General features: G+C 72.2%; 17 protein-coding genes. 10 read left to right on the top strand and 7 right to left on the bottom strand.

All coding sequences use genetic code 11. The annotated features are described in order from the left end of the window. Positions 1–83 precede the first annotated feature (83 nt). The 4 genes from OTB20_RS30305 (at position 84) to OTB20_RS30290 (ending at position 5,397) form a co-directional block, all read left to right on the top strand. The gene (locus OTB20_RS30305; protein ID WP_267822348.1) at positions 84–596 is read left to right on the top strand and encodes a helix-turn-helix domain-containing protein; all 513 of its coding nucleotides are present in this window, start codon (positions 84–86) and stop codon (positions 594–596) included. Further along, positions 589–1,023: a DUF4180 domain-containing protein gene (locus tag OTB20_RS30300; protein WP_267822346.1), complete on the top strand. Its 435-nt coding sequence runs from the start codon at positions 589–591 to the stop codon at positions 1,021–1,023. The genes OTB20_RS30305 and OTB20_RS30300 overlap by 8 nt, the downstream gene beginning before the upstream one ends. A gap of 75 nt (positions 1,024–1,098) precedes the next feature. Next, a complete protein-coding gene (locus OTB20_RS30295) occupies positions 1,099–2,754 on the top strand; it encodes a sigma-70 family RNA polymerase sigma factor (RefSeq protein WP_267822344.1) in 1,656 nt (551 codons plus the stop codon). A gap of 129 nt (positions 2,755–2,883) precedes the next feature. Beyond that, the gene (locus OTB20_RS30290; RefSeq protein ID WP_267822342.1) at positions 2,884–5,397 is read left to right on the top strand and encodes a DEAD/DEAH box helicase; all 2,514 of its coding nucleotides are present in this window, start codon (positions 2,884–2,886) and stop codon (positions 5,395–5,397) included. Between the two features lie 180 nt (positions 5,398–5,577). Here OTB20_RS30290 and OTB20_RS30285 read toward each other — a convergent pair whose 3' ends face one another. Next, the gene (locus tag OTB20_RS30285; RefSeq protein WP_267822340.1) at positions 5,578–6,969 is read right to left on the bottom strand and encodes a glutamate decarboxylase; all 1,392 of its coding nucleotides are present in this window, start codon (positions 6,967–6,969) and stop codon (positions 5,578–5,580) included. 96 nt (positions 6,970–7,065) lie between these two features. Here OTB20_RS30285 and OTB20_RS30280 point away from each other — a divergent pair, with 96 nt between their 5' ends. From OTB20_RS30280 to melC2, 3 genes are all read left to right on the top strand, one after another. Then, the gene (locus tag OTB20_RS30280) at positions 7,066–7,230 is read left to right on the top strand and encodes a hypothetical protein (RefSeq protein ID WP_267822338.1); all 165 of its coding nucleotides are present in this window, start codon (positions 7,066–7,068) and stop codon (positions 7,228–7,230) included. A 326-nt stretch (positions 7,231–7,556) separates the two neighbouring features. Beyond that, positions 7,557–7,958: an apotyrosinase chaperone MelC1 gene (melC1, locus tag OTB20_RS30275; protein WP_267822336.1), complete on the top strand. Its 402-nt coding sequence runs from the start codon at positions 7,557–7,559 to the stop codon at positions 7,956–7,958. Further along, a complete protein-coding gene (gene melC2 / locus OTB20_RS30270; protein ID WP_267822334.1) occupies positions 7,958–8,821 on the top strand; it encodes a tyrosinase MelC2 in 864 nt (287 codons plus the stop codon). Before melC1 ends, melC2 begins: the two co-directional genes overlap by 1 nt. On the opposite strand, the gene OTB20_RS30265 is transcribed toward melC2, so the two are convergent. Together OTB20_RS30265 and OTB20_RS30260 are read right to left on the bottom strand one after the other, a co-directional pair. Further along, entirely contained in the window at positions 8,761–9,483 is a 723-nt protein-coding gene (locus tag OTB20_RS30265) for a response regulator (RefSeq protein WP_267759639.1), read from the bottom strand. The genes melC2 and OTB20_RS30265 overlap by 61 nt on opposite strands. Further along, on the bottom strand, positions 9,480–11,180 hold the full coding sequence (locus OTB20_RS30260) for a sensor histidine kinase (RefSeq protein WP_267822332.1): 1,701 nt from the start codon (positions 11,178–11,180) through the stop codon (positions 9,480–9,482). The genes OTB20_RS30265 and OTB20_RS30260 overlap by 4 nt, the downstream gene beginning before the upstream one ends. Positions 11,181–11,306: 126 nt before the next feature. Between OTB20_RS30260 and OTB20_RS30255 the strand changes: the two genes are divergently transcribed. Both OTB20_RS30255 and OTB20_RS30250 read left to right on the top strand, forming a co-directional pair. Next, positions 11,307–12,671 carry a cation:dicarboxylate symporter family transporter gene (locus tag OTB20_RS30255; protein WP_267822330.1) on the top strand — a complete coding sequence of 455 codons (1,365 nt, stop codon included), beginning with the start codon at positions 11,307–11,309 and terminating at the stop codon, positions 12,669–12,671. 229 nt (positions 12,672–12,900) lie between these two features. Then, a complete protein-coding gene (locus OTB20_RS30250) occupies positions 12,901–14,706 on the top strand; it encodes a S8 family serine peptidase (protein ID WP_267822328.1) in 1,806 nt (601 codons plus the stop codon). A gap of 60 nt (positions 14,707–14,766) precedes the next feature. On the opposite strand, the gene OTB20_RS30245 is transcribed toward OTB20_RS30250, so the two are convergent. From OTB20_RS30245 to OTB20_RS30235, 3 genes are all read right to left on the bottom strand, one after another. After that, positions 14,767–15,447 carry a (2Fe-2S)-binding protein gene (locus tag OTB20_RS30245; RefSeq protein WP_267822326.1) on the bottom strand — a complete coding sequence of 227 codons (681 nt, stop codon included), beginning with the start codon at positions 15,445–15,447 and terminating at the stop codon, positions 14,767–14,769. Between the two features lie 184 nt (positions 15,448–15,631). Next, entirely contained in the window at positions 15,632–16,684 is a 1,053-nt protein-coding gene (locus OTB20_RS30240) for an SIS domain-containing protein (protein WP_267822324.1), read from the bottom strand. A gap of 157 nt (positions 16,685–16,841) precedes the next feature. Next, positions 16,842–18,098, bottom strand: a complete 1,257-nt coding sequence (locus tag OTB20_RS30235) for a PTS transporter subunit EIIC (protein WP_267822322.1) — start codon at positions 18,096–18,098, stop codon at positions 16,842–16,844. 176 nt (positions 18,099–18,274) lie between these two features. Between OTB20_RS30235 and OTB20_RS30230 the strand changes: the two genes are divergently transcribed. Beyond that, positions 18,275–19,051, top strand: a complete 777-nt coding sequence (locus OTB20_RS30230; RefSeq protein WP_267822320.1) for a GntR family transcriptional regulator — start codon at positions 18,275–18,277, stop codon at positions 19,049–19,051. A 112-nt stretch (positions 19,052–19,163) separates the two neighbouring features. Here the strand turns inward: OTB20_RS30230 and OTB20_RS30225 are convergent, their stop codons facing one another. Then, positions 19,164–19,970: an alpha/beta fold hydrolase gene (locus tag OTB20_RS30225; RefSeq protein WP_267822318.1), complete on the bottom strand. Its 807-nt coding sequence runs from the start codon at positions 19,968–19,970 to the stop codon at positions 19,164–19,166. Positions 19,971–19,981: the final 11 nt, after the last annotated feature.

Raw genomic sequence — 19,981 nt, 5'->3', positions numbered from 1 at the left:
ATCACCGACCGCCACCTCGGCAATATTCCCTAACAGTCCCCATCATGCCCAATACTTACTACGAGAGGGTAGGATCCGGAACTATGAGTGATGAAGGGCGTGAGCTGTACACGGTCGGCGAGGTGGCCGAACTGCTCGGGCTGCACGTGCGCACTGTCCGGAACTACGTGCGCGACGGTCGGCTGAAAGCCGTCCGGATCGGCAAGCAGTACCGGATCAGCCGGGCCGACTTCGAGGCCCTGACCAGCGTCACCACCACCCCGGCCGCCGAGGACCACTCGGCCGCCGGGCGGGCACCGCGCAGGCACCTGGAGGTGTCGAGCATCGTGCAGATCGACGCGATCGGCCCCGACGCGGCGAACCGGCTCGCGAACCTCGTCACGGCGAGCGCGCAGTCCCCGCGGGACAGCCCGGCCTCGCTGCGCGTCCAGACGGTCTACGACAAGGAGCGGGCCCGTATGAAGATCGTGATCCTCGGCGACGCCGCCACCACCGCCGATCTGCTGCACCTCGTCGACGGGGTCCTCGGCCCGGGCAACGGCATGGACACGGACAACGGCTCGGGTAACGGCGTGCGGGCGGCGCACCATGGCTGACCTCATCGTGGAACACCACGGCGTACCGGTCCTGGTCTGCGCCGCCGACGGCCCGCCGGTCGCCGGCGAACAGGACGCGCTCGACCAGCTGATCGGCGGCGCCTTCTACCGGACCGACATCGTCGCCGTCCCGGTGGAGCGGCTGGACGCCGGCTTCTTCGACCTCAGCGGCGGGCTCGCCGGGGCGATCATGCAGAAGTTCGTGAACTACCGGGTCCGGCTGGTGGTCGTGGGCGACATCTCGCACCACCTGCGGTCGAGTTCCGCCCTGCGCGATCTCGTACGGGAATCGAACCAGGGTCGGCACATCTGGTTCCTGCCCGACCTCGGCGCCCTGGCCGACCGACTCGCCCCGGCCCCCGCGCCCGCCCCGGGCCCCGCCCCGGACCCCCCGGATTCCGCATCCGCGGATCCGTTCGTCGGATAACCGTTATCGGACTCCGCCTCGACGGTCTCCCAGGTATTGGGCATCATCGAGCGCCGGTACGGACAGGGACTTTCTATGAGCACTCAGCACACGGCAGCGCTGGTCGCCGCGGCCCGTGCGGGCGATCCCCGCGCGCAGGACGACCTGGTCAGCGCCTATCTGCCGCTGGTCTACAACATCGTCGGGCGCGCCCTGAACGGGTCCGTCGACGTGGACGACGTGGTGCAGGACACGATGCTTCGGGCACTCGACGGGCTGAGCGGCCTGCGCGACGACCACAGCTTCCGGTCCTGGCTGGTCGCGATCGCCATGAACCGGGTGCGCGCCCACTGGCAGGCCCGCCGCAGCGCCCCCGGCGAGAGCGGTCTGGAGGCCGCCTGGGAGCTGGCCGATCCGGGTGCCGACTTCGTGGACCTGACCGTCGTACGCCTCCAGCTCGAGGGCCAGCGCCGGGAGACGGCCCGCGCCACCCGCTGGCTGGAGCCCGACGACCGGGCGCTGCTGTCCCTGTGGTGGCTGGAGTGCGCCGGGGAGCTGACGCGCGCCGAGATGGCGCAGGCACTGGAGCTGTCCCCGCAGCACACGGCGGTACGGGTTCAGCGCATGAAGGCGCAGCTGGAGGCCGCCCGGGTGGTGGAACGGGCCCTGGGCGCCCAGCCGCCCTGCGAGGACCTGCGGGCGATGGCGGCGAGCTGGGACGGCCTGCCCTCGGCGCTGTGGCGCAAGCGAATAGCCCGGCACGCCCGCGAGTGCATACGGTGCGCCGGGCTGTGGAACGGCCTGCTCCCGGCCGAGGGGCTGCTCGCCGGGCTGGCGCTGCTGCCGGTCTCGGCGGCGCTGTTCGCGGGCATACGGGCGGCCGCGGCTTCCGACTTCACCTCCGTGGGCCTGACCACCACCGCTTCGGCGTACGACACGGACGGGCCCCTCGCCCCGGGCCCCCACTCCGCCGACGGCGGCGGCGACGCGCAGTTCGCCGCTGAGGGCGGTCCCGGGGACGGGCGCGCCTCGCTGCGCAGACAGCGGCAGACCCGCGGCCGGCGCCGGGTGATCGGTGGCGCGGTGCTCGCCGCCTGTGTCGTGGGAGGCGGGCTGACCTACCTCGGCACCCGGCCCGGAACGGTCGCCCCCGAGGCACCGGCGGCCGCGCTCGTGGCGCCCCGGTCGGGGACCGCACTGCCCCTGGAGTCGGCGTCGCCCACCCCGAGCCCCTCGGTGTCCGCCTCCCCCAGCCCCTCCCCCAGCGCCACCCCGAGTCCGAGCGCGAGCCCGACACCGAAGCCGACGCCCACCCCGAAGCCGAGCCCGAAGTCGACCCCGCCGAAGAAGCCCGCTCCCGCCCCGCCGAGCGGCGCCGCCGCCCAGGTGATCGCCCTGGTCAACGCCGAGCGCTCGAAGGCCGGCTGCGGGCCGCTCAAGGAGGACGCGCAGCTGCGCAACGCCGCCCAGGGGCACTCCGACGACATGGCCCGGCGGAACTTCTTCGCGCACACAAACCCGGACGGCGCGGACCCGGGCAAGCGGACGACCGCCGCCGGGTACCGCTGGTCCACCTACGGGGAGAACATCGCGAAGGGGCAGCGGACCCCGGCTCAGGTCATGGATTCCTGGATGAAGAGCCAGGGCCACCGGGAGAACATCCTCAACTGCTCCTTCAAGGACATCGGCGTGGGCATCCACCAGGGCACCGGCGGCCCGTGGTGGACGCAGAACTTCGGGGCCCGGATGTAGGGCTCCCCCCGGCCCCTCTCCCCCTTCCCCGGCCCGCCGTACCCGACCGACTCGATCTCCCCCCAATGATTCAAAATGGGGGCAAGATAGGAGCTGGAAGGAAATCGGCAGATCACGGGGGTGATGCGCATGAGCAGGCAGAAGCTCCGTCCGCACCAGCGTGAGGCCGTCGACGCGGCCGTGCGGGCGCTGGAGCTGCCCGCCGGGCGCAGGGTCCCACGGACCGGACTCCGTACGCAGGTCATCATGGCGACGGGCTCCGGCAAGTCGCTGGTCGCCGTGCACACGGCCGAGGAACTGCGGGCCGGTCGGGTCCTGGTGCTGGTGCCCTCCCTGGACCTCCTCGTACAGACCGCGACCGCCTGGCGCGAGGGCGGCCGGACCGGCCGCGCATTCGCCGTGTGCTCGCTGCGCGGCGAGGACGCGGGGGTGCCCACCACCACCGACCCGGCCGAACTGGCCGGCTGGGCGGGCCCGCCCGTCGACCGGGTCACGGTGTACGCCACGTACGCCTCGCTCGGCCTCGGCACCATCGAACGCGCGCACCGCGAGGGGCTGCCCGGCTGGGACCTGATCGTGGTCGACGAGGCGCACCGGACCTCGGGGCGGATCGGCAAGCCCTGGGCGGTGGTGCACGACAACACCCGGATCCCGTCGGTGCGCCGGCTGTACATGACGGCCACGCCCCGGGTCTGGCAGGACGGCGAGGACACCGATCCCGCCGAGGGCGCCGACCATCCGGAGGGGGCGCACGGCCGGGGCGACCTCGTGGCCTCCATGCAGGACGACCCGGACGGGCCGTTCGGTGCCCGCTGCTACACCCTCACCCTCTCCGAGGCCATCGACCGGGGCATCTGTGCTCCCTACCGGGTGGTCTGCGTGGACGTCAGCGATCCGGAGTTCCAGGCGGCCGTACTGCTCGGCCCGGATGGACGCTCCGACGCCGTGCGCGGGGTGCGGCTCGCGGCGCTCCAGACGGCGCTGGTGACGGCGGCCGTACGGCAGGGGTTCCGGCGCACCCTCGTCTTCCACCACCTGACCAAGGAGGCCGAGGCCTTCGCGGCCGGGCTGCCGGCGGTGGCCGCCCGACTGCGCGCCACGAGCTGGACACCCCGGCCGGTGTACCCCCGTACCGTCTGGGCGGACTGGCTGTGCGGGCAGCACACCGTGGCGCACCGGCGACGGGTGCTGGGCGCCTTCGCGGACGACCGGGTCGCGGACAAGGCCTTCCTGGGCAGTGTCCGGGTACTGGGCGAGGGCGTGGACACCAAGGAGTGCGACTCGGTGTTCTGGGCCGACGTACGCGGTTCCATGCCCGACCTGGTCCAGGCCGTCGGCCGGGCGCTGCGCATCCGGCCCGGGGAGGGCAAGGTCGCCTCCCTCGTCGTGCCGGTGCTGCTGGGGCCCGGCGAGTCCCCCGAGACGATGCTGACCTCACGGGCGTACGGGGACCTCGCGCGGCTGCTGGAGGCGCTACGGGCCCACGACACCCGGCTCGTCGAGTCCCTGGCCCAGCCCCAGGCCCCGAGCCGGCGCGGGGCCCCCGGCACGAGCGGTACGGAGTCCCTGAGCGGCTCCGGGCTGCGCGGCGGCGCGCAGTCCCTGCTGAGCTTCTCCACCCCCCGCGACCCGGCGCTGCTGGCGGCCTTCGTCCGGCTGCGCGTCCTGCACCCGGAGCACGAGCACTGGCGGCGCGGGGTGGAGGCCGCCCGGATCTACGCCGGGGCCGCCGGAGACCTCAAGGTGCCGTTCGCGTACAAGGTGCCCGAGGGCGGTGGAGCCACGGCGGCCGGTGGGGTCCCCGAGGCGACCGCGGCGGCCGGTGGAGACCTCGGAGCCGAGGTGCGGTGGCCGCCGGGGCTGGCCAGGTTCCCGCTCGGCCAGTGGATCGCGGATGTCCGGCGCACGTACCGGCGTGGCGCGCTCGGCCGCGAGCGGGTGACCCAGCTCGACGAACTGGGCATGGTGTGGAGCCACTTCGACGTGGCCTTCGAGGAGGGGCTCGCGGCGGCGAGCGGCTGGGCGGCCGAGCACGGGCACCTGCTGCCTCCCGTGGACGCCACCTGGCGCGGCGCCCCGGTCGGGGTATGGGTCAAGAACCAGCGGGCGGCGGCCCGCCGTGAGGGCCCCGGAGCCCTGTCCGAGGAGCGCCGCGAGGCCCTGGAGGCCGTCGACGCGTCCTGGTGTCCGGCCTGGGAGATCTCCTGGCAGCGGGCCTTCCACCTGACCCGGGTCCACCTGGACTCGGGCGGCCGGCTCCCGACGCGTCCCGGAGAGGCCGTGGTCCAGGGCGAGGACCTCGGGGTGTGGCTGCGCGGCCAGCGCACGTCCTGGGAGCGCCTCGCCTGGGCCCAGCGCTGGCTGCTGGAGCACGCCCTCGGGGTGACCCCGGCCGAGGGCGCGGACCGGCCGAAGCCCCGGGTCGCCCATGGGGCCGCGTGGGCGGCGCACCTGGAGGCGGCCCGGCAGTTCCACGACCGCGAGCGGCATCTGCGGGTGCCCCGTACGCACGTGGAGCGGGTCGGCGACCGCGACCTGCGCCTGGGTTCCTGGATCGCCAACCAGCGCTCCCGCTCCGCGTCCCTGGCCCCCGAGCGGACGGCCGCGCTGACGGAACTGGGGATGCGCTGGCCGGCGCCCTGAGCCGTGCCGAGCCAAAGGGCGCCCGTGTGCCCTTGATCGTCACTGGGGCGCAGTGGCCCTTCCGGTGACCCAGGGCGCGCTTCAGCAACCCAGCCGCCCGGAACCCCGAGCCCGTCCGTGAGCTCGGCCGGCAACTGTCCTTACCGAAACGGGCGTTACGCCCTTCGGTGCTCAGACTCCTCAGTGGTGGAAGCCGGACCGGGGCGGGCCCGCGGGGACCGGCTGCGGGTGCGCGACGAGGTGTTCCACGGCGCTGCGCACGTCGGATACCAGCAGTGCGATCTGGTCCCGGGTCACCCCGTGCCGGATCAGGACGCGCTGGATGACCGTGTCCTCGCGGTCGGCCGGCAGGGGGTACGAGGGCACCTGCCAGCCGCGCATGCGGAGCCGGTCGGAGAGGTCGTAGAGGGTGAAGCCCGCACCCTGGGGGTCGGTGAGCCGGTAGGAGACGGCCGGCAGCGCGCCCTGGCCGTCGTAGAGGAGGGTGAAGGGGCCCATGCTCTCGATCTCGCGGGCCAGGTACTGGGCGGTGTCGGCGCAGGCCTGCTGGACGCGCTTGTAACCGCCCCGGCCCAGGCGCAGGAACAGGTAGTACTGGGCGATGATCTCGCCGCCCGGGCGGGAGAAGTTGAGGGCGAAGGTGGGCATGTCCCCGCCGAGGTAGTCCACGGAGAAGACGAGGTCGGCCGGGAGCAGATCGGCTGTGCGCCACACGATCCAGCCGACGCCCAGCGGTGCGAGGCCGTACTTGTGCCCGGAGGTGTTGACGGAGGCCACGCGCGGCAGCCGGAAGTCCCAGACCACGTCGGGGTGGAGGAAGGGGGCCACGAAACCGCCGCTGGCGGCGTCCACGTGGATGGGCACGTCCCAGCCGTACTCGGCCTGGATCCGGTCGAGTTCGGCGGCGATCTCGGCGACGGGTTCGTAGACGCAGGTGTAGGTGACGCCGAGAATGGCGACGACGCCGATGGTGTTCTCGTCCACGTGGGCGGCGAGCTGCTCGGCGCGCAGGCCGGTGGCTCCGGGCTCCAGGGGGACCTGGCGGAGCTCTACGTCGAAGTAGCGGGCGAACTTCTCCCAGCAGATCTGGACCGGTCCGCACACCAGGTTCGGCCTGTCGGTGGGCAGTCCGGCGGCGCGGCGGCGCTCGCGCCAGCGCCACTTGAGGGCGAGGCCGCCGAGCATGGCGGCCTCGCTGGAGCCGGTGGTGGAGCAGCCGGTGCCGGTGGTGCCGGCGGGTGCGTTCCACAGGTCGGCCAGGATGTTGACGCAGCGGGCCTCGATCTCGGCCGTCTGCGGGTACTCGTCCTTGTCGATCATGTTCTTGTCGAGGCACTCGTTCATCAGCCGGTGGACCCCGTCGTCCGACCAGGTGGTGCAGAAGGTGGCCAGGTTCTGGGCGGCGTTGCCGTCGAGGAGTAGCTCGTTGTGGAGGAGCTCGTAGACCACTTCGGTGGGCGAGTGGTCTTCGGGCATCCGGTGCTTGGGGAGGATCTCGCCGCTGAGGGCGGACGCGAAGACGTCCGTCTCGGCGTCGCGGGAGCGCGGGTCCTTCGTCTCGTGGAGAGCCATAGCGGGACTATATCGGGATGAAACTTGACAGATCGTCCTTAACTCGACTTCAGGATGCCTCAGGGAAGCGGCCCGAGGACCTGCCGCGCCCAGGCCATGACCACCGCGGAGAAGTCGGTGTCCGGCGGCAAGATCACGGACGACCTGCCACTCCTGGCCCGACTCGACGCGGGCCAGTCACCCGAGCGGGTCACCCTCGGCCTCCGCGACCCCTTACGGGCCACCGCGGCCCGGCGCCCAGAAGGACGGCGGTTACCGTGACCGTCACTTCCGGGGCGGACGGGCCTGGGCCGGCCATCGCACGGGACATCGCGTCGGCCCATGGGGCGACCTGAGCGCCGGACCGGGACCCGGGGGGCGCTTCCTGCTGCGGCTTCCGGCCGTCTCCGCAGTGTGATCCCTCCCATACCCTCCCCCCGCGACCGAAAGACTTCCTGGCAACTAGGCCTCTTTGCGCAGATCTTCCGGTTTGGACCACTGGAGCCGATCCGGACGGGAAGATCATCCAACTAGTTCGACCGGAAACTTATCCGTGGATGTCCGGATAGCGGCCCTCTGTTCCCCATGCCCTGATACCTCTTCGACCCATGAACAAGATCACCCGCCGACAGGCCTTAGGCGCAACCGCCGGCGCACTCACCGTCCTCGGCCTCGCAGGCGCCACCGCGCACGCAGCCGTCACCGGATCCCGTCCCGCCAGACCCGCCACCCCCGCGGGCACCGTCGACGAGGTCTACCAGGGCCGCCTCATACGGATAGTCCCCGCCTCGGGCGGCGGCGACCACGGCGGCCATCACGGCGGCCACCAGTCGCCCGGCCTGCCGACCGTCCTCATAGACGGCCGCGAACTGCACGTGATGCAGAACGCCGACGGCAGCTGGATCAGCGTGGTCAACCACTACGAGACCTACTCCGGCCCGCTCCCGCTCGCCCGCGCCGCCGTGCGCGAGCTCCAGGGCGCCTCCCTCGTCCCGATGGGCGGCATGTGATGACGATCCGCAAGAATCAGGCCTCGCTCACCTCCGAGGAGAAGCGGGCCTTCGTCGCGGCGCTCCTCGAACTCAAGCGCACCGGCCGCTACGACCGCTTCGTCACCACCCACAACGGCTTCATCATGGGCGACACCGACTCGGGTGACCGGGTCGGCCACCGCTCCCCCTCCTTCCTGCCGTGGCACCGCCGGTTTCTGCTGGAGTTCGAGGCGGCGCTGCAGGCGGTTGATCCGTCGGTGACCCTGCCGTACTGGGACTGGACCGCCGACCGGACCGCCCGCTCCTCCCTCTGGGCCGCCGACTTCCTCGGCGGCACCGGACGGGCTCGTGACGGGCAGGTCCTCGACGGGCCGTTCGCGTACGCGACGGGCAAGTGGGAGATAGCCGTACGGGTGGACGGGCGCTCCTATCTGCGGCGCGCGCTCGGTACCGGAGTGGCCCAGCTGCCGACCAGGGCCGAGGTGGACGCGGTCCTCGCGGTGCCGGTGTACGACGCGGCGCCCTGGAACAGCTCCTCGGGCGGGTTCCGCAATGCCCTGGAGGGCTGGCGCGGGGCCAACCTGCACAACCGGGTGCACGTGTGGGTGGGCGGCCAGATGGCCACCGGGGTCTCCCCCAACGATCCGGTGTTCTGGATGCACCACGCCTTCATCGACAAGCTGTGGGCCGATTGGCAGGCGCTGCACCCGCAGTCGCCGTACCTGCCGGCCGGCGGTACCCCGAACGTCGTGGACCTGGGCGACACGATGCGGCCGTGGAACGACGTGACCCCGGCCGACATGCTGGACCACCGGAAGTTCTACACCTTCGACACCGAGCCGGTCCCGGCGGCGGCCGGGGCCGCCGCCAGCCAGCGGTAGTGCAGTTCGGGGCGGCCGACCTGGCCGTACCGGGGGGTGCGGTCCGCGCGGCCGGTGTCCACCAGGTGTTCCAGGTACCGGCGGGCGGTGATCCGGGAGATCCCGGCCGCCTCGGCCGTCCCGCCCGCGGTCAGCCCCTCGGGGGCCGCCCGTAGCAGGCCGGCGACCCGGTCCAGGGTCGGGGCTCCGATCCCCTTGGGGAGTTCGGCCGGCCGGGGTGCGCGCAGGGCCGCCATGGCGCGGTCCACGTCGTCCTGGCCCGCCGCCTCACCCGCCGCAGTCGCACGGAACTCCGCGTAGCGCAGAAGCCGTTCGCGCAGGGTGGGGAAGGCGAAGGGTTTCAGTACGTACTGTACGACCCCCAGCGAGACGCTCTCGCGGACGACCCCCAGGTCCCGCGCCGAGGTCACCACGATCACGTCGGCGGGATGGCCCGCGGCCCGCAGGCCGCGGGCGAAGCGCAGCCCGTGGCCGTCGGGCAGGGTCAAGTCGAGCAACAGCAGGTCGATCCGGGTCCGCTCCAGGACCCGGGTGGCCTCGGCGAGGGAGTGGACCGCCGCGACCGCGGTGAAGCCGGGCACGCGCGCGACATACAGCGCGTGTGCGTCCGCGGCCACCGGATCGTCCTCGATGACGAGGACCCGCACGTCGGGCGCGCTCATACGTCCGCCTCCCCGCGCGCCGGCAGCCGTACGGTGAACCGCGCGCCTCCGTCGGGCAGTTGGTCGGCCTCGGCGCTGCCGCCGTGCCGGTGGGCCACCTGCCGTACCAGCGCGAGGCCCAGGCCCCGCCCCTCACCCTTGCCCGACCAGCCGCGCCGGAACACGTCCGCGCCCTCGGGAAGTCCGGGGCCGTTGTCGGCCACGCTCAGCAGCAGTCCCTGCCCGTGGGGGCCGGCCGGGCCGTCGGGGCGGACGGTGACGCGGATCCGGCCGCCGGGTACGCCGGTGAGGGCGTCGACGGCGTTGTCGACGAGGTTCCCGAGCACGGTGACGAGGTCCCGGGCGGGCGGGCCGCCGGGCCCGGCTCCGATGACTCCGCTGTCCGGGGTGACGACCAGCTCGACCCCCCGTTCGTGGGCCTGTGCGGCCTTGCCGAGCAGCAGGGCGACGAGCACCGGCTCGCCCACGGCGGCGATCACCTCGTCGGTCAGGGCCTGGGCGAGAGACAGTTCCGCTGTGGCGAAGTCCACCGCCTCGTGGCTGCGGCCGAGTTCGATGAGGGAGACCACGGTGTGCAGCCGGTTGGCCGCCTCGTGGGCCTGCGCCCGCAGCGCCCGGGTGAATCCGCGCTCCTGGTCCAACTCCCCTGTAAGGGACAGTAGTTCGGTGTGGTCGCGCAGGGTGGTCACGGTGCCCCGGCGGCCGCCGCCCGCGACGGGGGCGCTGTTGAGTACGAGCACCCGGTCCGCGGTCAGGTGCACCTCGTCCACCCGGGGCCGGTCGGCGAGCAGCGCGCCGGTGAGCGGGGCGGGCAGGCCGAGGTCGGCCACGCCGGTCCCCTTGACCTCCCCGCGCAGGCCGAGGAGTTCGCGGGCCGCGTCGTTGACGAGGGTGATCCTGCGCCGGCCGTCGAGCATCAGCAGCCCTTCGCGGACCCCGTGCAGGGCGGCCTGGTGGTAGTCGTACATCCGGCTCAGCTCGGCCGCGTTCATCCCGTGGGTGTGGCGGCGCAGCCGGGCATTGACGATGTAGGTGCCCGCCCCGCCGAGGGCGAGGGCCCCGCCGGCCATCCAGGCGAGCGCGGAGAGCCGGGCGGCGAGGCCGGCGCTTACCGCGCGGACGGTGATGCCGGCGGCGACCATGCCGATGACCCGGCCCTCGTCGGTGATCGGGGTGACCACGCGGATGGAGGGTCCGAGCGTGCCGGTGTAGGTCTCGCTGAAGGTCTCGCCCCGCAGGGCGGGGGCGGTGTTGCCGACGAAGGGCTCGCCGATGCGCTTCGGGTCGGGGTGCGTCCAGCGGCGTCCGTCCGGAGCCATGATCGTCACGAAGTCCACGCCGGTGTCGACGCGGACCCGCTCCGCGTAGGGCTGCAGGGCCGCGGTGGGCCCGCCGGGGCCACCCCTCCCGCGCACGGTTCCGCGTACGGCCCCGCCCGCGGAACCCGGCACGTCATCGCGCACCTCGGCGCGCACGTCATCGCGCACCTCGGCGCGCACCGCCTCCCGTACCGACGGGGAATCCGCAACCGCGCGGGCCACCGCCCCGGTCTGACGCCGGGCGGCCTCCTCGGCCTGGTCGCGGGCGGCCGCGTACGCGAAGACGGCGCAACCGGCGACGACCGCGGCGACCAGCACCACCTGCATGGCGAAGAGCTGACCGGCGAGGCTGCGCGGCGGCCGGGGGAAGCGGAACATGGCGCTCAGTGTGCACCCGGGCGTGAACTCAATGAACGCAAGGGTGACCGGGGTCACAGCGGCGGGCGATGGTCTCCCGGGACGCCTTCGACATCTGGGAGGCGAAGGGCACTACCAGGAGGCATCGTGGCCGCCAGACGCGACAAGACGCATTATCTGTACATCGCGGTGATCGGCGCGGTGCTGCTCGGCATCGCCGTCGGGTTCGCCGCGCCCGGCGTGGCCGTGGAGCTCAAGCCGCTGGGCACCGGGTTCGTCAATCTGATCAAGATGATGATCTCGCCGGTGATCTTCTGCACGATCGTGCTGGGCATCGGCTCGGTGCGCAAGGCCGCCAAGGTCGGTGCGGTGGGCGGGCTGGCTCTCGGCTACTTCATGGTGATGTCCACGGTGGCGCTGGCCATCGGACTGCTGGTCGGCAACCTGCTGGAGCCGGGCAGCGGACTGCACCTGACCGAGGCGGCCCGGCACGCGGGCGAGGCGCAGGCGAAGGCGGGCGGCGCGGAGAGCACGCCCGAGTTCCTGCTGGGGATCATCCCGACCACGCTCGTGTCGGCCTTCACCGGGGGCGAGGTGCTGCAGACGCTGTTGGTGGCGCTGTTGTCCGGGTTCGCGCTCCAGGCCATGGGCGCGGCGGGCGAGCCGGTGCTGCGCGGGATCGGGTACGTGCAGAAGCTGGTGTTCCGGGTACTCGCGATGATCATGTGGGCGGCGCCGGTGGGCGCGTTCGGCGCGATCGCGGCGGTGGTCGGAGCGACCGGAATGGACGCACTGAAGTCCCTCGCGGTCATCATGATCGGCTTCTACACGACCTGCCTGATCTTCGTCTTCGTGGTCCTGGGCACGCTGCTCCGGCTGTGTACGGGGATCAGCGTCTTCGCCCTGCTGCGCTACCTGGGCCGGGAGTTCCTGCTGATCCTGTCCACCTCCTCCTCGGAGTCGGCGCTGCCCCGGCTGATCGCGAAGATGGAACACGTGGGGGTCTCGCGGCCGGTGGTCGGCATCACGGTCCCGACGGGCTACTCCTTCAACCTCGACGGGACCGCGATCTATCTGACGATGTCCTCGCTCTTCGTCGCGGAGGCGATGGGCAAGCCCCTCGCACTGGGCGAGCAGATCTCCCTGCTGCTGTTCATGATCGTGGCCTCGAAGGGCGCGGCCGGAGTGACGGGCGCGGGTCTCGCCACCCTCGCCGGAGGGCTCCAGTCGCACCGGCCTGAACTCGTCGACGGTGTCGGCCTGATCGTGGGCATCGACCGGTTCATGAGTGAGGCGAGGGCGCTGACGAACTTCGCGGGCAACGCGATCGCGACCGTGCTGATCGGCACCTGGACGAAGGAGTTCGACCGGGTCCGGGCCGCCGAAGTCCTTTCGGGCCGACTGCCGTTCGACGAGACCACGCTCACCGACGACGCGCACGAGCAGGCCGCCGCCGTACCCGTCCAGCCGGACGGTTCCAAGGACGGCACCAAGGACGGCGTACCCGTCTGACGGGGACGTCCCGCGGACCGGCCGGACAGGGCTCGCCCCCACGGTGCCCAGCCCGGCCGGTCCCGACACCTCTCGGAAGCGTCTTTTTTCAGCCAAGATCACATTAGCTGTCTAGCGGTAAAAGGTACTTCCGTACCGGGGCAGGCTTCTGACATCTTGCGTCCACCACTCGTTTCGTTACGGCCCGGTAGGTGCCACCCGCACCGCGGGGCCGTCATCGGAGGACGCATTGATACCCCACATATCCAGCCGACCTCGCCGCACCCTCGTACTGGCGGCCGCCCTGGGCGCGCTGGCCTTCGGGACTCCCGCCGCGCTCGCCGGCACGGCGCCCGTCTCCCCGGCGGGCATCCCGACCGCCTCCGCACCCGCCAAGGCCCCGGCCGCGGCGCCGGCTTCCCAGAGTGCGACCTGGGCTGCCGGCACCCGCGCCTACCTGGTGATCACCGCAGCCGGTGACAGCTCGGCGGTCCGCTCCGCCGTCACGTCGAACGGCGGCACGGTCTTCTCGTACTACGACTCCATCGGCGTGATCGTCGCCCACTCGACCTCCTCGACCTTCGCGGCCACCATGCGCGGGGTCAGCGGTGTCCAGAAGGTCGGCGCGACCCGCACCTCGGACGTCCCGGCCGACGCCTACAACCCGGCGCTGCCCGCCAACCCGTCCCAGTCGACGACCCCCACGGGCGAGCCCGTACGCGTGGACATGAGCCAGATCAAGGCCGACCAGGCCTGGGCCGTGACCACCGGCTCGGCCTCCGTCAAGGTCGGCATCCTGGACACGGGCGTCGACGACCAGCACCAGGACCTGGCGCCGAACTTCAACGCCGCCGACTCCGCCTCCTGCGCGTACGGCAAGCCCGACACCCGCGTCGGCGCCTGGCGCGACGTGGACACCCACGGCACGCACGTGGCGGGCACCGTCGCCGCCGCCAAGAACGGCAAGGGCGTCGTCGGCGTGGCCCCCGGCGTGAAGATCTCCTCGGTCCGCGTGGCCGAGCCGGGCAACTCCTTCTTCTTCGCCGAGAACACCATCTGCGCCTTCGTATGGTCCGGCGACCACGGGTTCAAGGTCACCAACAACAGCTATTACACGGACCCGTGGCAGTTCAACTGCCCGGACAACATCGACCAGGCCGCGATCATCGAGGGCGTCAAGCGCGCCCAGGAGTACGCGGAGAGCAAGGGCTCCCTCCAGGTCGCCGCGGCGGGCAACGAGAACTACGACCTCGCCCACAAGACCACCGACTCGGCGAGCCCCAACGACTCGAACCCGACCACCCGGACCATCACCAACGCCTGCCTCGACATCCCGACCGAACTCCCGGGCGTGGTCACGGTCGCGGCCAACGGCACCGGTGTCACCAAGGCCTCGTTCTCCAACTTCGGCCAGGGCGTCATCGACGTCGCGGCGCCGGGCAGCAACGTCTACTCCACCGCGCCTGGCGGCGGTTACAGCACCAAGAGCGGCACCTCGATGGCCACCCCGCACGTCGTGGGCGTCGCGGCGCTCATCGCCAGTGCCAACCCGGGCATCACCCCGGCGCAGATGCGCGACAAGCTGGCCACCCAGGCCAACGACATCGCCTGCCCGTCGGACACCCGCTGCACCGGGACCACCGCCAACAACGGCTTCTTCGGCGAGGGCCAGGTCGACGCGCTGAAGGCGGTCGGCGGTTCGACGCCGCCGCCCGGCAAGTACTTCGAGAACCTCACCGATGTCGCGATCACCGACAACGCGACCGTGAACAGTGCCATCACGGTCAGCGGGGTGACCGGCAACGCGCCGGCCACCCTCAAGGTGGGCGTGGACATCAAGCACACCTACATCGGTGACCTCAAGGTCGACCTCGTGGCTCCGGACGGCTCGGTCTACGTCCTGAGCAACCGGGCCGGCGGCAGCACGGACAACATCCTCCAGACCTACACCGTCAACGCCTCCAGCGAGGTCGCGAACGGCGTCTGGACCCTCCGTGTGAACGACAACGCCAACTCGGACATCGGCAAGATCGACGCCTGGAACCTGACCTTCTGATCAGGGGCACCACGGGGCCATCGGGGAGCGGTACGACCGCGCCCCGGTGGCCCCTTCCGGCTACCGGGTCCGCAGTACGCAGTCCCCGCAGAGCCCGCCGCCCGGCACCTTGTAGTACAGACAGCAGCTGCGGCGCACGAACGCCACCCCGAGGCCGGGTTCGTGGACGAAGGTGCCGGTCCCGCCGAGCGGGCCGCCGTCGGCGAGCAGCGCGGCCGCGAGGGCGGCCGCCTCCTCCCCCGGCACCCGGTCGGTGAGCACCCGGACGGCGCCGACCAGCCCGGAGGCCACGTTGCCGCGCAGCACCCGGGGCGAGACGCCGAACCGCTCGCGCAGCCTCGCGTCGAGCACCGCCACGTTGGCGAGCACCGTGTCCGCCAGGGCCTGCGCCGGGGTTTCCCCGGGCTGTTCGACGGGCTCGGGCAGCCACAGCTCCAGCGACCCCGCAGCGGGCAGTCGCCACCACAGGCGGTCGGGACCCAGGTCCGGCACCCGCCCGGACAGGACGGCGCAGCCGAGGGCGAGCGACCAGAGCCGGGAGGCGATCCCGAACTGCGCCGTCGAGGCGGCCACCCGACCCGGCCCGCTGCCGATACGGCGCCCCACCTCGTCGACGTAGGGCCCGAGCTGCTCCCCGTACAGCTCGCCGAGCGGCCGGAAACCGCTCCCGGGCGGCTCCTTCCCGTACGCCACGGTGAAGAACGGCCCGACGGAACCCAACTGCCGCAGTACGCCGTCCATCCCGGGCTCCGTCCATCGTGAAGGGGTCCCTCGTGCGGGGGTCCGTCCGGTGATGATCTCAGGTCGGCGCCGGGCCGCTCCGCGCCGGGGACGCGGCGGCGCGTGCGGCGGAGCCCTGCACGAACGAACGCCACGACCCGCGGGATCCGGAGGATCCGCGGGTCGTGGCGCCGGCGCCCGGGGGTCAGGCCTGGGTGAAGTCCGCGACCTCGAAGTCGGACATGTCGAGGCCGCCCTGCTTGGTGTCGTCGTTGGCGAAGACGAAGGACTCGATCGGGACGTCCCGCTCGGCGCTGAGCTGGGCGACCAGCTCCTGCAGGACCACCGTCTCCAGGACCACCCGGACCGCGTCCGCGACCTCGGGCAGGCGGACGACGGACAGGCTGTCCGCCGGCTCCACCTCCGCCGCCGTGATCAGCAGCGTGAGGTGGCCCGCGCCCGCCAGCGAACGGGCCAGCTCGGTCTCGCGGCCGTCACCGTAGACGAGGTGGAGGGTGTTGCCCGCCGACTCCATCTCGCCGTGCAGGTAGTTGCGGGTCGCCGAGGCGGCCGCGGTCATCCGCACCACCTCGCGCAGGAGCAGCGCGCCCTCTTCGGCGGAGGCCCGGGAGGCCCCGGCCGCCACGCCGTCGGAGGCGATGCAGAGGGCGCCGCGCTCCCGCAGGCCCGCCACGATTTCGGTGGCCTGGTGGTGGACCGCGGTGGTCTGCTCCTCGATCTCGCCCCACGGGTCACCGGCGCGGCCCGCGACGGCCCCGGCGATGAGGTCGAGGGCGACGATGGTGCCGGTGTAGCCGATGGTCGAGGCGTACGAGTCGGCCTCGTTGCCGAGGTCCACGGTGAGGTCGGCGAGGTCGCCGAGCGGCGAGGGGACCACGTTGAGCAGTGCTGTCTTCGTGATGCCGGGGGCGGCGCATTCGAAGGCGGCGATGGTCTCGGAGCTGCGGCCGCCCTGGGAGACGGCGATCAGGCAGTCGGTGTCGAAGCCGGCGGTGCCGGTCTCGATCTCGCTGGACAGTACGCGCTGGGTGACGATCCCCGCCTCGCGCAGCTGCTGTACGGGGACGGCGAGGGCGGCGTACGAGGCTCCGATGCCGGTGAAGAGGGGGCGCTCGGAGGCCCGTAGCCCGGCGAGATCCGGGGAGGCGAGCTGGGTGCGGACGCGGTCGGCGATCCGGGCGAGGGCTGCGCCCTGGCCGGCCTGGCCTTCGAGGAACGTGATGCGGGATCCGGACATGGTGGGGGTCCTTGGGAGGTGTGTGGGGTCGCGGCGCCCCCGCCGGTACGGCGGGCCGGGGGCGGGGCATTCGGGCGGGGCGGGACGATCGGCGCGGGGCCGTCCGCGCGGGGCGGCGGGGCCGTCGGCCCGGAAGCGGCCGGCGCTCGGCGCGGGGTCAGGCGGAGGCGTCGGCCCTGGCGGCCGGCTGGGACTCCTCGTCGCGTTCGCGGCCCGGGGTCGGGAGGTCGAACCTCACGATCGCCCAGCGGAAGAGCACGTAGTAGAGGGCGGCGAAGGCCAGGCCGATCGGGATGAGCATCCAGGGCTTGGTGGCGATGCCGTAGTTCACGACGTAGTCGATGGCGCCGGAGGAGAAGCCGAAGCCGTCACGGATGCCGAGGGCGTAGCAGACGGCCATCGAGACGCCGAAGAGGAAGGCGTGGATCGCGTAGAGCACCGGGGCCACGAACATGAAGGCGAACTCGATGGGCTCGGTCACGCCGGTGACGAAGGAGGTCAGGGCGACGGAGATCATCATGCCCTTGACCATGACGCGGTTCTCGGGGCGGGCGGTGTGCGCGATGGCCATGGCGGCCGCCGGGAGCGCGAACATGTAGATCGGGAAGCCGCCGGTCATGAACTGGCCCGCGGTCGGGTCTCCGGCGAGGAAGCGGGCGATGTCCCCGTGCACCTCGGTGCCGGTGGCCGGGTTGACGAAGCTGCCCGCCTCGAACCAGGGGAAGACCGAGAAGAAGTGGTGCATCCCGATGGGGATGAGGGCCCGGACGACGAGGCCGAAGAGGCCCGCGCCCCAGGCGCCGGTGCCGACCAGCCACTCGCCGAAGTGGAAGAACCAGCTGCCGACCGTGGGCCAGACCACTCCGAATACCACTCCGATGCCGACGCCCGCGAAGGCGCTGAGGATGGGCACCAGTCTGCGGCCGCCGAAGAAGCCGAGCCACTCGGGCAGTTTGGTACGGCTGAAGCGCTGGTAGAGGAGGGCGGCGACCAGGCCCATCACGATGCCGCCGAGGACCTTGGCGTCGAGGGGTTCGCCGTCCACGCCCTTGGGGAAGGCCGGGCTGGCGAGTACGGCCTTGAAGACCAGGTAGCCGACCACGGCCGCCAGTGCGGTGGAGCCGTCGGACTTCTTGGCGAAGCCGATGGCCACACCGACCGCGAAGAGCAGCGGCAGGTTGGCGAAGACGGTGTCTCCGGCCGCCGACAGCACCATCGCGAGCTTCTGCACGAGCACCGGGAAGTTCTCGCGGCCCAGCAGGTCGTGGCCGCCGAGGCGGGTCAGCAGGGCCGCGGCCGGCAGCGTGGCCACGGGCAGCATCAGGCTGCGGCCGATCCGCTGCATGACCGGCATGATCCGGCCCGGCCTCTTTCCGGCAGCCGGCGCGGTGGCCGGAACAGTGGCCGTACTCATCTCGGGACTCCTCGTCGAGCGGGGTGGTGGGGACGACTCGAAGGTAGCCAGTGGTTTTGAATTGGTCAACGGTGGTCTTCCGTGGTCTTACAGAAAATATCAAGATGAGGGCTTAGGTCCCAACCCCGCCAGGCCTGAAGCCGGATGAAGTGGTAGCAAGTGGTATGGTTCGATCCATGACCGACGACGCCGCCCTCGCCGCCGCCTCCTCGATCACCTCGACCGCCCGCGCCGCGGACCCCCTGTGGGCCCAGGCCGCGGACCGGATCCGCGAGGAGATCGCCCACCGCGGCCTGTCCGAGGGCAGCAAGCTGCCGCCCGAGCGCGAGCTGTGCACCCGGCTGGACGTCTCCCGCGTCACCCTGCGCCGCGCGCTCGCCCACCTCGTCGAACAGGGCCTGGTCACCGCGTCCCACGGACGCGGCTGGTTCGTCGCGGCGCCCGTGGCGCCCACGCCGGCCCGCGAGTGGCCCAAGGACCTGGAGTCCTTCACCGCCACCGCGCGCCGCAAGCACATGCGCGCCAGCTCGGTGGTCCTGCGCCACGACACCGTCACCGCTTCCCTGGACGACGCCGACCGCCTCGACGTGCCCGCCGGCACCCCGCTGCTCCGCCTGGAGCGGGTCCGTCTGCTCAACGACGTCCGGATCGCCGTCGACCGGACCCTGGTCGTCGCCGAACTCGCGCCCGACCTCGCCCGCACCGACTTCCGCGAGACCTCCCTCTTCGAGGAACTGCACCGCTGGGGCGTCGAGCCCGACCGCGCCGAGGCGACCATCGAGGCGCGCAACGCCGACGGGGAGCTCGCCGGACACCTGGGCATCGCCGAGGGCGCGCCCGTACTCGTACTCGACCAGACGGTGTACACCAAGGACCAGCGGCCGCTGCTGCTGTCCACGGTGGAGTACAGCGGCGACCGCTACCGGCTGCGCACCACCCTGCAGACAGACTGACACCGCCCGTCCGGCGCGCGGTAGCCCCGTTCGGCACCCGCCGGACAGCCGAAAGCCCCGGCCCGGGCAGTCCTTTGCCCGTCCGGGGCGCGTCGGGGGCCGCGCGCGGCCGTCAGATTCCCGCGAGGAACTCCAGCAGTGCCCGGTTGAAGGCCTCCGGCTGCTCCACGCCCGGCAGGTGACCGGCCCGCTCGACCACGGTGAGCACCGAGTGCGGGACCAGCGCGTGCAGGGACTCGGCCTCGGCGACCGGGGTGTAGACATCGTCCCGGCCGACCACGATCAGGCAGGGCACCTCGGCCGGCAGCGCCGCGAGCACCGGCGCGTAGTCGGGCCGTTCGGCCCGCCCGCGCAGTGCGGCGGCCGCCCCCTCGGGGGCGGTCGCGTACATCATCGCGGTGACCTCGGCCGCCGCCTGCGGCATTCCCGTCACGTTGTACGGCGCCAGCATCTTGTCGATGACCTCGTCGGTATAGGGCTTCATCCCCTCTTCGAGGAGCCGCTCGGCAAGGTTTCGGCGGAAGGTTTTACCCTCCTGGGTTTCCGCCGGAGCGGAAGTGTCGGAGAGGACGAGGGCCCGCACCCGACCCGGGTGGCGCAAGCGCATCTCCATGGCGATCTGTCCTCCCATGGACACACCGCCGACGACCGCTTGTTCGATGCCCAGACGGTCGAGCAGAGCAGCGATGTCGTCGGCGAAGTCCGCAAGCAGCGTTGTGCCCGGCAGAACCGGGCTTTGCCCGTATCCCCGCAGGTCAGGGGTGATCACGCGATAGCCGGCCGTGGTCAATGCGGCCGTCTGGGGATGCCACATCGAGTGGTTGAACGGATGCCCGTGGATCAGGATTACGGGGGCGCCGCCACGCGGCCCCGAGTCCTCGAAAAAGAGTGTCGCGCCATTGCCATTCAGGGGGTTCATGGGAGGACTCT

It is taken from the genome of Streptomyces sp. H27-H1 (genome assembly GCF_026627445.1).
GTDB lineage: Bacteria > Actinomycetota > Actinomycetes > Streptomycetales > Streptomycetaceae > Streptomyces.
The sequence above is the reverse complement of the archived record's forward strand: the minus strand, read 5'-3'. Positions and strand labels throughout refer to the sequence as shown.

Bases quoted from the DNA above. Each gene is read 5' to 3' on its own strand.
- OTB20_RS30230 (WP_267822320.1), top strand. From the start codon at position 18,275: ATGACCGACGACGCCGCCCTCGCCGCCGCCTCCTCGATCACCTCGACC.
- melC2 (WP_267822334.1), top strand. From the start codon at position 7,958: ATGACGATCCGCAAGAATCAGGCCTCGCTCACCTCCGAGGAGAAGCGG.
- OTB20_RS30305 (WP_267822348.1), top strand. From the start codon at position 84: ATGAGTGATGAAGGGCGTGAGCTGTACACGGTCGGCGAGGTGGCCGAA.
- OTB20_RS30265 (WP_267759639.1), bottom strand. From the start codon at position 9,483: ATGAGCGCGCCCGACGTGCGGGTCCTCGTCATCGAGGACGATCCGGTG.
- melC1 (WP_267822336.1), top strand. From the start codon at position 7,557: ATGAACAAGATCACCCGCCGACAGGCCTTAGGCGCAACCGCCGGCGCA.
- OTB20_RS30285 (WP_267822340.1), bottom strand. From the start codon at position 6,969: ATGGCTCTCCACGAGACGAAGGACCCGCGCTCCCGCGACGCCGAGACG.
- OTB20_RS30240 (WP_267822324.1), bottom strand. From the start codon at position 16,684: ATGTCCGGATCCCGCATCACGTTCCTCGAAGGCCAGGCCGGCCAGGGC.
- OTB20_RS30235 (WP_267822322.1), bottom strand. From the start codon at position 18,098: ATGAGTACGGCCACTGTTCCGGCCACCGCGCCGGCTGCCGGAAAGAGG.
- OTB20_RS30300 (WP_267822346.1), top strand. From the start codon at position 589: ATGGCTGACCTCATCGTGGAACACCACGGCGTACCGGTCCTGGTCTGC.
- OTB20_RS30295 (WP_267822344.1), top strand. From the start codon at position 1,099: ATGAGCACTCAGCACACGGCAGCGCTGGTCGCCGCGGCCCGTGCGGGC.
- OTB20_RS30225 (WP_267822318.1), bottom strand. From the start codon at position 19,970: ATGAACCCCCTGAATGGCAATGGCGCGACACTCTTTTTCGAGGACTCG.
- OTB20_RS30290 (WP_267822342.1), top strand. From the start codon at position 2,884: ATGAGCAGGCAGAAGCTCCGTCCGCACCAGCGTGAGGCCGTCGACGCG.
- OTB20_RS30245 (WP_267822326.1), bottom strand. From the start codon at position 15,447: ATGGACGGCGTACTGCGGCAGTTGGGTTCCGTCGGGCCGTTCTTCACC.
- OTB20_RS30260 (WP_267822332.1), bottom strand. From the start codon at position 11,180: ATGTTCCGCTTCCCCCGGCCGCCGCGCAGCCTCGCCGGTCAGCTCTTC.
- OTB20_RS30280 (WP_267822338.1), top strand. From the start codon at position 7,066: ATGACCACCGCGGAGAAGTCGGTGTCCGGCGGCAAGATCACGGACGAC.